General features: G+C 65.4%; 10 protein-coding genes. 8 read left to right on the forward strand and 2 right to left on the reverse strand.

Going from position 1 to position 11,804, the window contains the following annotated elements:
* Nucleotides 1-103 precede the first annotated feature (103 nt).
* The 7 genes from EOA49_RS26185 (at nucleotide 104) to EOA49_RS26215 (ending at nucleotide 9,366) form a co-directional block, all read left to right on the forward strand.
* A complete protein-coding gene (locus tag EOA49_RS26185) occupies nucleotides 104-706 on the forward strand; it encodes an ANTAR domain-containing response regulator (RefSeq protein ID WP_066992153.1) in 603 nt (200 codons plus the stop codon).
* The gene (locus EOA49_RS26190; RefSeq protein WP_127241126.1) at nucleotides 703-1,935 is read left to right on the forward strand and encodes a CmpA/NrtA family ABC transporter substrate-binding protein; all 1,233 of its coding nucleotides are present in this window, start codon (nucleotides 703-705) and stop codon (nucleotides 1,933-1,935) included. The genes EOA49_RS26185 and EOA49_RS26190 overlap by 4 nt, the downstream gene beginning before the upstream one ends.
* Nucleotides 1,936-2,292: 357 nt before the next feature.
* Nucleotides 2,293-2,472: a hypothetical protein gene (locus EOA49_RS26195; protein ID WP_127243434.1), complete on the forward strand. Its 180-nt coding sequence runs from the start codon at nucleotides 2,293-2,295 to the stop codon at nucleotides 2,470-2,472.
* A gap of 63 nt (nucleotides 2,473-2,535) precedes the next feature.
* On the forward strand, nucleotides 2,536-3,837 hold the full coding sequence (locus tag EOA49_RS26200; protein WP_095829417.1) for a nitrate/nitrite transporter: 1,302 nt from the start codon (nucleotides 2,536-2,538) through the stop codon (nucleotides 3,835-3,837).
* A 17-nt stretch (nucleotides 3,838-3,854) separates the two neighbouring features.
* Nucleotides 3,855-6,305 (forward strand): nitrite reductase large subunit NirB, encoded by a 2,451-nt coding sequence (gene nirB / locus EOA49_RS26205; RefSeq protein ID WP_127241128.1) that lies wholly within the window; start codon nucleotides 3,855-3,857, stop codon nucleotides 6,303-6,305.
* 58 nt (nucleotides 6,306-6,363) lie between these two features.
* Nucleotides 6,364-6,693: a nitrite reductase small subunit NirD gene (gene nirD / locus EOA49_RS26210; RefSeq protein WP_095824989.1), complete on the forward strand. Its 330-nt coding sequence runs from the start codon at nucleotides 6,364-6,366 to the stop codon at nucleotides 6,691-6,693.
* Nucleotides 6,694-6,696: 3 nt separating this feature from the next.
* On the forward strand, nucleotides 6,697-9,366 hold the full coding sequence (locus EOA49_RS26215) for a nitrate reductase (protein ID WP_127241129.1): 2,670 nt from the start codon (nucleotides 6,697-6,699) through the stop codon (nucleotides 9,364-9,366).
* 16 nt (nucleotides 9,367-9,382) lie between these two features.
* Here EOA49_RS26215 and EOA49_RS26220 read toward each other — a convergent pair whose 3' ends face one another.
* Both EOA49_RS26220 and EOA49_RS26225 read right to left on the reverse strand, forming a co-directional pair.
* The gene (locus EOA49_RS26220) at nucleotides 9,383-10,600 is read right to left on the reverse strand and encodes an FAD-dependent oxidoreductase (RefSeq protein WP_127241130.1); all 1,218 of its coding nucleotides are present in this window, start codon (nucleotides 10,598-10,600) and stop codon (nucleotides 9,383-9,385) included.
* 15 nt (nucleotides 10,601-10,615) lie between these two features.
* Nucleotides 10,616-11,380, reverse strand: a complete 765-nt coding sequence (locus tag EOA49_RS26225) for an aldolase/citrate lyase family protein (protein WP_095824992.1) — start codon at nucleotides 11,378-11,380, stop codon at nucleotides 10,616-10,618.
* A 104-nt stretch (nucleotides 11,381-11,484) separates the two neighbouring features.
* Here EOA49_RS26225 and EOA49_RS26230 point away from each other — a divergent pair.
* On the forward strand, nucleotides 11,485-11,804 hold a 320-nt coding region (locus EOA49_RS26230), incomplete at its 3' end, for an NAD(P)-binding domain-containing protein (protein WP_164749289.1).

Here is an 11,804-nt window from a genome sequence, read left to right on the forward strand (position 1 = left end):
CTTCGAATATCGGCGACTGGCCGGCGGCGTTTGGGCGTGGGAAAGTCGCCGCGGACCACGCTACCGCATTGCACAATTCCGGCCGGGCTGCACAATAGGGCGCATGTCCGCTGGTTCGTTGACCATCCTTGTTATCGACGAGAACCGCATCCGCGCCTCGATCATTGAGGCCGGATTGCGGGACGCCGGCCATCGCCATGTCACCGTTGTTCATGACGTGGCCGGCATTGCCAAGCGCATCGCCGAGATCGAGCCGGATGTCATCGTCATCGATCTCGAAAACCCCAACCGCGACATGCTGGAGAACATGTTCCAGCTTTCGCGAGCAGTGAAACGGCCGATCGCTATGTTCGTCGACCGCTCCGACCGGGCCTCGATCGAGGCGGCGGTCGAAGCCGGCGTGTCCGCCTATGTGGTCGACGGGCTGAAGAAGGAGCGCATCAAGCCGATTCTTGACATGACGATCAGCCGCTTCAACGCCTTCTCGCGCATGGCGCGCGAACTGGAGGAGGCGCGCAGCGAGCTCGAGAACCGCAAGGTCGTCGATCGCGCCAAAGGCATATTGATGAAGTCGCGCGGCTTGAGCGAGGAGGCCGCTTACGCGCTTCTTCGCAAGACCGCCATGAACCAGAACCGCAAGATCGCCGACATCGCCCAGAGCCTGGTGACGGCGGCGGGATTGCTGGGCCCGCTGGAGGGCGAATGAGCAAGACTGCCGCGCACCAGATCACCGCCGGCTTCATGCCGCTCTTCGACAGCGCCGTCCTTGTAGCAGCCGGCGAGATGGGCTTTGCCACCCGCGAAGGCATCGAGCTCAAGCTGCATCGCGAGACCTCGTGGGCCAACATCCGAGACCGCATCGCCATCGGCCATTTCGACGTGGCACATATGCTGGGGCCGATGCCGCTCGCCTGCAGCCTCGGCCTCACGCCGCTTGCCTCGGAGACCATAGTGCCCTTCTCGCTCGGGCTTGGCGGCAACTGCGTCACCGTCTCCAATGCGGTGTGGCAAGGCATGTCGGCGCACGGGGCCGCGCCCGATCTCGATCCGGCGCGCGCCGGGACGGCGCTTGGCGCTCTCATCCGCGAGCGGGCGGCCGCCGGCCGCGAGCCTTTGCGTTTCGCCGTCGTCCATCCGCATTCCGGGCATAATTACGAGCTGCGCTACTGGCTCGCCGCCTGCAGCATCGATCCCGACCGCGATGTCGAGATCGTCATCGTGCCGCCGCCCTTCATGGCCGATGCGCTCTCCGCCGGCCGCATCGACGGCTATTGCGTCGGAGAGCCCTGGAACAGTGCCGCCGTCGCCGCCGGCACCGGCCGCATCGTCACCGTCAAGGCGCTGCTGTGGCGCAACAGCCCGGAAAAGGTGATCGGCGCGCGCAGAAGCTGGGCCGAGGAAAACCCCGACGCGCTGGCGGCGCTGCTGAGAGCGCTGCATCACTCCGCGCGCTGGTGCCAGGATCCGGTGAACCGCGGCGCGCTGGCCGCGCTGATGGCCAAGCCTGCGTTCCTCGGGCAGCCGGAGGCGATCCAGATGCCGGCACTCACCGGGCGACTTCAGCTCGGCGGCGGCCCGGAGCGCAGCGTTGAGGCTTTCTTCCTGCCCTTCGACAAGGCGGCGAACTTTCCCTGGAAGAGCCATGCGCTCTGGTTCTACACGCAGATGGTGCGCTGGGGACAATTGCCGCATACGCCGCAAAACCTGGCGATCGCCCGCGACTGCTACCGGCCCGATCTCTACCGCTCGGCGCTGAAGCCGCTCGGCGTGGCCCTGCCCGGCGCCAACGCCAAAGTGGAAGGCGCGCTGAAGACCGCGACGCCGGTCGGCTCGGCCGGGGCGAGCCTTGTGCTCGGCCCGGACGGATTCTTCGACGGCCAGATCTTCGATCCCGATCGGATCGATGCCTACATCGCGGCCCAGAATCGCGACTGATCATTTGCGCGCCATTCTTGTGCATTGCACAAAATTTGTGCGCCCTGCCCGCTCCGTTGATCAACGTTTGACCGTGTCTCGGCTCGGCCGGGCCGGCGCCTGAAGCGCCTACCGCTTTGATTCTCCTGGAAATCCGTCTTCCACGCAAAACTGGCACGCTTCGTGCTTTAAGATAATCGCGCCCCTCGCGGGCAATAGAACAGGCGTCCAATGGCGGGCGCCACAGGCAAAGCTGCCGCTCAGGTCGACGCGTGTCCCGGATGTACGGACGCGACAGGCCTGGTCGGCAGCTTTTTTGTTTTGGACCGAAACGCAATCGAAGGCGCCGATCCCAGGCGGCGCCGGACGGAGACGACGATGACGAAACGGATCGGAACTGGCGCTCCCCTAAAGGATTTCACCCGCCGCGATTTCCTGGCGAGCAGCATCCTGACGGCGGTGGGGTTCGCCGCCGCGCTTCTGCTGTTTCCCACCAATCACGACAGAGAGGCCAAGGGTCCGCAAGTCACCGCGCAGGTCCCAGCCTCGGCGCGCTGACCGATGCCGAGCCTTTGATCAACACAACACGCGGTGCCTCCCACGCCGCAAACGGAGCCGACCATGACCGCAAACCTCCAAGCCGCGCCCAGCCAGGACAGTAGCTCCCGGCAGGCGCTCGTCATCTCCACCATCGCCTTCACCGTCTGCTTCGCGGTGTGGACGATCTTCTCCATCATCGGCGTGCGCATAAAGCAGGAGCTCGGCTTGAACGAGACCGAGTTCGGACTGCTGGTCGGCACGCCGATCCTCACCGGCTCGCTCGTGCGCATGGTGCTCGGCGTCTGGACCGACCGCTACGGCGGCCGGCTGGTCTACACCATGACCATGCTCGCGGCGGCGGTCGCGACCTTCCTGCTCGCCTTTGCACATACCTATGAGCAGATGCTGGTCGCGGCGCTCGGCGTCGGGCTTGCCGGCGGCTCCTTCGCGGTCGGCGTCGCCTATGTCTCGCGCTTCTTCCCCGCGCGCAAACAAGGCACGGCTCTCGGCATCTTCGGCGTTGGCAATGTCGGCGCTGCGGTCACCAAGTTCCTGGCGCCGCTCGTACTGATTGCCTGGGGCTGGCAGTCGGTCGCGCTGATCTGGGCCGCGGCGCTGGTTGTCATGGCCGGCGTGTTCTGGTTCATGACCAGCGACGATCCGGTTATCCGCGAGCGCCGTGCCGGTAAGGCAGTACCGGCGAGAAGCTTCTGGCAGGAATTCGCGCCGCTGAAGAACCTGCAGGTCTGGCGCTTCGCCTTCTACTACTTCTTCTCCTTCGGTGCGTTCGTGGCGCTGTCGCTTTGGCTGCCGCGCTATCTGATCGGCGTCTATGGCTTCGGCATCGCCACCGCCGGCATGATCGGGGCCGCCTATTCGATCCCCGCAAGCATTTTCCGCGCTTATGGCGGCGTGCTTTCCGACCGCATCGGCGCCCGTACCGTGCTCTATTGGACCTTCGCCGTATCTGCCGTCGCGACCCTCGTTCTGTCTCTCCCCTCGGCAGATTACGTCGTGCGCGGTATCAGCGGGCCGATCCCGTTCCATGTCGAGATCGGCCCGCTCGCCTTCATCGCCGTCGCCTGCGTGCTCGGCTTCTTCATGAGCCTCGGCAAGGCCGCCGTCTACAAGCACATCCCCGTGTACTACCCGCAGAGCGTCGGCGCGGTCGGCGGGGTGGTGGGCATGATCGGCGGCCTCGGCGGCTTCATCCTGCCGATCGCCTTCGGCGCGCTGAACGACCTCACCGGCGTCTGGTCGAGCTGCTTCATGCTGCTGTTCGTCATCGTGGTCTCGTGCCTTCTCTGGATGCACGCCACCATCCGCCGGATGGAGCGCGCGGCCGCCGTAAAGCCCGCGCCCCTCACCTACGCCGCCGAATAGATCGGAGCTGACCGGACATGAGCGAGAAACTCGTCATCATCGGCAACGGCATGGCCCCCGGCAGGATGCTCGAGCACCTGCTGGAAGCTGCACCCGACCGCTACGCCGTCACCATCTTCAACGCCGAGCCGCGCGTGAATTACGACCGCATCATGCTGTCGCCGGTGCTTTCGGGCGAGAAGGAGTTCGAGGAAATCGTCATCCATGGCGACGGCTGGTACATCAAGCACGGCATCACCCTCTACAAGGGCCACAGGATCGTCGCCATCGACCGCGACGCGAGGACCGTCACCTCGGACCACGGCGTGACCGAAGGCTACGACAGGCTGATCATCGCCACCGGCTCGGTGCCGTTCATCATCCCGGTGCCGGGCAAGGACTTGCCGGGCGTGCTCAGCTACCGCGATCTCGACGACGTCAACGCCATGCTGCTTGCCGCGCAGTCGCGCGCCAAGGCGATCGTCATCGGCGGCGGCTTGCTCGGCCTTGAAGCGGCGGCCGGGCTTAAAGAGCGCGGCATGGACGTGACCGTCCTGCACGTCATGCCGACACTGATGGAGCGCCAGCTCGATCCGGCTGCCGGCTATCTGCTGCAGAAGGCCGTCGAGGCGCGCGGCATCAAGGTCATGACCAAGGCCAACACCAAGGCCATTGTCGGCAATGGCAAAGTCGAGGGCGTCGAACTCATGGACGGCACGATCATTCCGGCGACGCTGGTCGTGATGGCGGTCGGCATCCGCCCGAATATCGCGCTGGCCAAGGACGCAGGGCTGGAAGTCAATCGCGGCATCGTCGTCGACGACCGCATGCAGACATCCGATCCGGCGATCATGGCGCTCGGCGAATGCGCCGAGGTCGGCGGCCATGTCTACGGGTTGGTCGCGCCCCTCTACGAGATGGCCCGAGTGGCGGCAGCCGGGCTGGCGAACGGCGAGGACAGGCGCTTCGTCCATTCCGACACGCCGACCAAGCTCAAGGTCACCGGCATCGACCTTTATTCGCTCGGCGACTTTGCCGACGGCGACGACCGCGAGGAGATCATCCTGCGCGACGCATCGGCCGGCATCTACAAGCGGGTCGTGCTGCAGGACAACCGCATCATCGGCACGGTGCTGTTCGGCGAGACCGGCGACGGCGCCTGGTTCAACGATTTGAAGAAGAAGGCGACCGACATCTCGGAGATGCGCGACACGCTGATCTTCGGCCAGGCATTCCAGGGAGGCGCTTCCTCGGACCCTTTGGCGGCCGTTGCGGCACTGGCGGATGATGCGGAAATCTGCGGCTGCAACGGCGTCTGCAAGGGAAAGATCACCGGCGCGATCACCGGCAAAGGGCTGACCGGGCTCGACGACGTGCGCGCCCACACCAAAGCCTCGACCTCGTGCGGCTCGTGCACGGGTCTCGTCGAACAACTCCTGAAACTCACGCTGGGCGAGGCCTACAATCCGGCGGCCGTGCAGCCCATGTGCGGCTGCACGAGCCTCGGTCATGACGACGTGCGGCGCCTGATCAAGGCGAAGGGGTTGAAAACGATACCGGCCATCATGCAGGAGCTCGAATGGAAGACCTCCTGCGGCTGCGCGAAGTGCCGGCCCGCGCTCAACTACTATCTGGTCTGCGATTGGCCGGACCAATATGCCGACGACTATCAGTCGCGCTTCATCAACGAGCGTGTGCACGCCAACATCCAGAAGGACGGCACCTATTCGGTCGTGCCGCGCATGTGGGGTGGCGTCACGAGCGCGAGCGAATTGCGCGCCATCGCCGACGTGGTCGATAAGTTCGACATCCCGACCGTGAAGGTGACCGGCGGCCAGCGCATCGACATGCTTGGCATCCGCAAGGAGGACCTGCCTGCGGTATGGGCCGATCTCGGCAAGGCTGGCTTCGTCTCAGGTCATGCCTACGCCAAGGGCCTGCGCACGGTGAAGACCTGCGTCGGCTCCGACTGGTGCCGTTTCGGCACCCAGGATTCGACGGGGCTGGGCATCCGCATCGAGAAGTTCATGTGGGGTTCCTGGACCCCGGCCAAGGTGAAGATGGCGGTCTCGGGATGCCCGCGCAATTGCGCCGAAGCGACCTGCAAGGATGTCGGCGTGGTCTGCGTCGATTCTGGCTACGAGATCCACTTCGCTGGCGCCGCCGGCCTCGACATCAAGGGCACCGAAGTGCTCGGTCTGGTGAAGACCGAGGACGAAGCGCTGGAGGTGATCGTGGCGCTTGTCCAGATGTATCGCGAGCAGGCCCGCTACCTCGAGCGCATCTACAAATGGGCCAAGCGCGTCGGTGCCGCCGAGATCAAAAAGCAGGTCCTGGAGGACGTGGAGAAGCGCCGCGCCTACTTCGAGCGCTTCGTCTTTTCGCAAAAATTCGCGCAGGTCGACCCGTGGTCCGAACGCGTCTCCGGCAAAGACAAGCACGAGTTCCGGCCGCTGGCCTCGGTCGGGTTCGCCGAGGCGGCCGAGTGATGGAGAAGTTCGCGCCATCCTGGACGCTCGCCTATCAAGCAAATACGGGAGTGCCCCAATGAACTGGATCGCAATCGGCTCCGTTTCCGACGTCCCTCGCCGCGGCGCGCGTTGCGTGGCCACCCCGCAAGGCAAGATCGCCGTTTTCCGCACCGCGGATGACCAGGTCTTCGCCATCGAAGACCATTGCCCGCACAAAGGCGGGCCGCTCAGCCAGGGCATCGTCCATGGCGCGGCGGTGACCTGCCCGCTGCACAATTGGGTGATCTCGCTGGAGACCGGCAAGGCGCTCGGCGCCGACGAAGGCTCGGTTAGGACGATCCCGGTCAGGATCGAAGGCGAACGGCTGTTCATTGCGCTCGAAGCGTTGGCCTCGAAAGCAGCCTGAGCCATGGAAGAAGCACGCGAGGTGAGGACCACCTGCCCCTATTGTGGGGTGGGGTGCGGCGTGGTGGCCGAGATCGCCGCGGGTGGCAAGGCAACCGTCCGCGGCGATCCCGAGCACCCGGCCAATTTCGGCCGCCTTTGCTCTAAGGGTGCCGCGCTTGCCGAGACGCTCGGCCTCGATGGCCGCTTGCTTCAGCCCGAAATCCAAGGCAGGCAGACGAGTTGGGACGAAGCGCTCGACCTCGTCGCCGCGAAATTCTCGGACGCGATTGCCGAGCATGGGCCGGACTCGGTCGCCTTCTATGTCTCCGGCCAGTTGCTTACCGAAGATTACTACGTCGCCAACAAGCTGATGAAAGGCTTCATCGGCTCGGGCAATATCGATACCAATTCGCGGCTGTGCATGGCGTCGTCGGTCGCCGGCCACCGCCGCGCTTTCGGCGAGGACATCGTTCCCGGTGTCTATGAGGATTTCGAGCACGCCGATCTGATCGTGCTCACCGGCTCCAACACCGCATGGTGCCACCCCGTGCTCTACCAGCGCATGCTCGCGGCGCAGCGCGAACGCGGAACCAGGATCGTCGTCATCGATCCGCGCCGCACCGCCACGGCCGACGAATGCGACCTGCACCTGGCGCTTGATCCGGGCACGGACGTGCTCTTGTTCAACGGCCTTCTGGCGCATCTCGTCCAGAGCGGAAAGATCGACGCGGATTTCATCCGCACCAGCACATCGGGCTTCGAAGCCGCTGCCGCGCTGGCCGGTGCCGATGCGCCGTCGGTCGCGCGCGTCGCAAAAGGCTGCGGGCTGGTGGCCACGGATGTCCAGGCCTTTTATGAGATCTTCGCCGGCACCGAACGGACGGTCACCGTCTACAGCCAGGGCGTCAACCAGTCGGCACATGGAACCGACAAGGTCAACGCCATCCTCAACTGCCACCTCGCCACCGGCCGCATTGGCAAGCCAGGCATGGGGCCGTTCTCGGTCACGGGCCAGCCGAACGCCATGGGCGGCCGCGAGGTGGGGGGCCTCGCCAACCAACTTGCCGCGCACATGGACTTCGCGGATCAGGCCGCTGTCGAGCGGGTCTCCCGCTTCTGGAAGGCGCCCGGAATCGCGCGACGCGGCGGGCTGAAGGCCGTGGACATGTTCCAGGCGGTTGCCGACGGCCGCATCAAGGCGCTGTGGATCATGGGCACTAATCCCGCGGTGAGCATGCCGGACGCGTCGCGCGTGCGCGCCGCCCTGTCCAAATGCGATTTCGTCGCGGTTTCGGATGTGACCCGCACCGACACCACGCGCTATGCCGACGTGCTGCTGCCCGCCGCTGCCTGGGGCGAGAAGGACGGCACGGTCACAAATTCGGAACGGCGCCTCTCGCGTCAGCGGCCGTTCGTGCCGTCGCCGGGCGAAGTGAAAGCCGATTGGCGCATCATCTGCGAGGTCGCCGCGCGCATGGGCTTCGGCGATGCTTTTGCCTACCAGACGCCGGCCGAAATCTTCCGCGAGCATGCCGCGCTCTCGGCTTTCGAGAACAATGGGGGGCGCTTGTTCGATCTGGGCGGCCTGATGGACCTCAGCGATGCGGGCTATGCCGGCTTCGCGCCGCGCCACTGGCCGGCACCAGAATCGCGCGAGTACCAGACGAGATTGTTTGCGGACGGTCGTTTCCCGACACCGGACGGTCGTGCGCGTTTCCTGCCGGTGCGGCAGGAGGCGACGGCGTTTACAGTCGATGCGGACTATCCGCTTGCGCTGAACACGGGCCGGCTGCGCGACCAATGGCACACCATGACGCGTACCGGCACCGTGCCGCGCCTGATGGCCAACACGCCGGAACCGGCGGTCGACCTCAATCCGGCGGATGCGGCCGCGCACCAGCTCAAGGATGGTGACCTTGCCCATCTGTCGACGCGCTTCGGTTTCGTGCGCGCGAGAGTACGTGTGACCAACGCGCAGCGGCGCGGCCATGCCTTCATGCCCATGCATTGGAGCGGCCAGTTCGCGGCCAGGGCCGCCACCGGCCTGCTGTCCTCGCCTGTCACCGACCCGCATTCCGGCCAGCCGGAACTGAAGCATGTCCCAGTCAGAATCGTGCGCGAAAACACTGGATGGGCCGGCGTGCTCATCACGTGGCGCGACCTCAGGCCGACCGGTTTCGTCCACTGGAGCCGCTACGCGGTCGAAGGCGGCTGGGTCTACGAACTGACAGGGACCGAGCCGCCGGACCAGGGCATTCTTCTGGCGCGCAAGCTGCTCGGCGTTCAACGGCAGGATCAACTGCTCGAATACACCGATCGCCGCGGGCTCGCTTATCGCGCCGCTGCGATCGACGAAGGCGGCGCCATGGCTGAGGCCGTGCTGGTCGCCGCTCCAGACCAGTTGCCGACGCGGAACTGGCTGGTCTCGCTGCTGGCCACCCGCCAGCCGCTGTCGGCAGGCGATCGCCATGCGCTTCTTTCCGGGCGTTCACCAGCGCCGATGCCCGCCATCGGGCGGGTCGTGTGCTCATGCTTCCACATCGGCGTCAACCAGCTCGCTTCGGCGGTCGCTGCGGGCTGCGACAGTCTGGAGGCGATCGGGTCGACGCTGCGCGCCGGCACCAACTGCGGTTCGTGCCGCTCGGAGATAAGGGCGATCATCGACGCCCGGCACGTTCAGGCCGCCGAGTGAAATTCCCCCGAACCGTTCAGATCACCGCTTCTTCCAGGAACGGTTCATTGCGCGGGATGCGCTCGTAACACAACGGTGAAAGGTCCAGCGTCTGGAAGGCGCCGTGAACGATCAGCTCCGACACCGCCCGGCCGACCGCCGGCGACTGCTGCAGGCCGTGCCCTGAGAAGCCGTTGGCGAACATGAAGTTCTTCAGCTCCGGGTGAAAGCCGACGATGCCGTTGTGGTCGAGCATGTTGTATTCGTAGTGGCCGGTCCAACTGGTCTGGACCTTGAGCGCGTCGAAGGCCGGAATGCGGTGCCACAGCGCCGGCCAGATATAGTCGTCGAACTCCTCGAAATGCATTTCGAAATCGTCGTAATCGGCCGGCCCGTCGCCCTGCGGCGTGTTGCCGGTGAGGAAGAGCTCGCCTTCCGGGCGCACGAAAGTGCCGGAAAGGTCGATGACGTTGGGCATTCGCCCAGGGATCGGGTTGGCGCTGGCGAAGACGAAGCTGTAGCGCTTGTACGGGGCTACCGGGATGGAAAGGCCGGCCATGGCAGCGACCTGCTGCGCTCGCGGGCCGGCGGCGTTGACCAGGGTTCCGCAAGCGACTGTCTCGCCGGTCGCCAGCCGAGCGGAGACAACCCGCCCATCGACGACATCCAGTCCGGTCACGGCATTGTCGATGTACTCGACCCCGCTGGCGCGGGCGGCGCGGCGGAAGCCGTTCAACATGCCCATGGAATCGAACCAGCCCTCTTCGCGCGCACCCCACGAACCGCCGCCGAGATCGTCGACATTCAGCCAGGGGAAGCGTTCCTTCAGCGGACCCGGCTCGAGGAAGACGGTGTGGGCGCCGAGGCTGCGCTGCAGCTCGACCCGCTCCTTGGCCGCCTCCACGCCTTCCGGCGAGCAGCAATAGAGATATCCGTGCTCCTTGAAGCCGAGATCGGGCGCCGGCTCGTTCGTGTAGAAGGGCGCCATCCGCTCCTGGAAACCGCGGATGATCTCGATGCCGAACTGGCTGATCTTCACATTGATCGGATTGGAATATTGCTGGCGGATGGCGCTGGTGGAGAGCGCCGTCGAGGAGAATTCGTAGCTGGAGTCGCGCTCGACCACGAGGATCGAGGCGCCGCTGCCCAGCGCTTGGCTCAGCCAATATGCCGTCGACGAGCCGATGACGGCACCGCCGACGATGACGATGTCGTAGGCGTAGCGCGAGGGTGCTTTGTAAGGGGGGATCGCCACGGCCGTCTCCCGAGTCTAGAGGTTGAAGGACGCAATCAGGGCGTCCGAGCCCCGCGCCAGCAGGCCGAGGTCGGAACCGACGGCAACCATGGTGAAGCCGTCGGCGAGATAACGGTCGGCGTCGGCCTTCACGGGAGCCAAAATCCCGCTCGCCTTGCCTGCCGCGGCCGAGGCCTTGCGCACGGAAGCGATCGCTTCCTGCACATGCGCAGCGCCGGGATTGCCCATCGCACCCATATTCGTGGAAAGATCGCCGGGCCCGACAAACAGAACGTCCACGCCTTCCACCGCTGCGATCTCAGCCGCATTGGCGACGCCGGCCGCGTCCTCGATCTGCACGGCCAACAGCTGCTGCTCGCGCGCTTTCGCATGATACCCGGCGATACGGCCGAAGGCGTTGGCGCGATGGCCGACCGAGAAGCCGCGGAAGCCGCCCGGAGCATAGGTCATCGCCGCGACGATTGCGCGCGCCTGGTCCGGCGTGCGCACATTCGGAATCATCAGGCTGCGGGCACCGACATCCAGGGCCTGCTTCATCAGGTTGGGATCGTCGGACGGCAGGCGCACCACCGCCTCGCACGGAAATGCCGCCGCGACCTGAAGCTGCGCCATGATGCTGCGCAGATCGTTGGGGCTGTGCTCGCCGTCGATCAGCAGCCAGCCCGCTCCGGAACCAGCCACCACTTCTGTGGTCAGCGCTGAAGCCAGCGAGCACCAGATGCCGATATGAGGCCGGCCGGCCTTAACGGCCGCCTTCAGCGAATTGACGCGCTCTTGCATTTGCGATCGGTCTCCAGTGGAAGAGGCATTGAAATTTGTATGATGTCCTATATCATACGCCTCCATTGAGCTGCAAGACGCTCTGGCGAGCACGGGAGTTGCGCATGAAAATCGGTTTCATCGGACTTGGCGTCATGGGCGCGCCGATGGCGCGGCATCTTGCCGATGCCGGGCACGAGATCGTCACGGTGCTCAATCGCTCTCCTCTGCCTGCCGATCTGAAAGCGTCGGTGCTGGCTTCCCCGGCGGAAGTGGCGCGGGTTTGCGAAATCATCATCACCATGCTGCCCGATACGCCCGACGTGGAGCGCGTCCTGCTCGGGCCGGGTGGCGTGCTCGAAGGGATTTCAGCCGGCAAGCTGGTCATCGACATGAGCTCGATCAGCCCGATCGCCACCGCGCAATTCGCGGCGAAGTTCAGGGA

Origin of the sequence: Mesorhizobium sp. M1A.F.Ca.IN.020.04.1.1, from assembly GCF_003997315.1 — a bacterium.
Lineage (GTDB): Bacteria > Pseudomonadota > Alphaproteobacteria > Rhizobiales > Rhizobiaceae > Mesorhizobium.

Bases quoted from the DNA above. Each gene is read 5' to 3' on its own strand.
- EOA49_RS26185 (WP_066992153.1), top strand. From the start codon at position 104: ATGTCCGCTGGTTCGTTGACCATCCTTGTTATCGACGAGAACCGCATC.
- EOA49_RS26190 (WP_127241126.1), top strand. From the start codon at position 703: ATGAGCAAGACTGCCGCGCACCAGATCACCGCCGGCTTCATGCCGCTC.
- EOA49_RS26195 (WP_127243434.1), top strand. From the start codon at position 2,293: ATGACGAAACGGATCGGAACTGGCGCTCCCCTAAAGGATTTCACCCGC.
- EOA49_RS26200 (WP_095829417.1), top strand. From the start codon at position 2,536: ATGACCGCAAACCTCCAAGCCGCGCCCAGCCAGGACAGTAGCTCCCGG.
- nirB (WP_127241128.1), top strand. From the start codon at position 3,855: ATGAGCGAGAAACTCGTCATCATCGGCAACGGCATGGCCCCCGGCAGG.
- nirD (WP_095824989.1), top strand. From the start codon at position 6,364: ATGAACTGGATCGCAATCGGCTCCGTTTCCGACGTCCCTCGCCGCGGC.
- EOA49_RS26215 (WP_127241129.1), top strand. From the start codon at position 6,697: ATGGAAGAAGCACGCGAGGTGAGGACCACCTGCCCCTATTGTGGGGTG.
- EOA49_RS26225 (WP_095824992.1), bottom strand. From the start codon at position 11,380: ATGCAAGAGCGCGTCAATTCGCTGAAGGCGGCCGTTAAGGCCGGCCGG.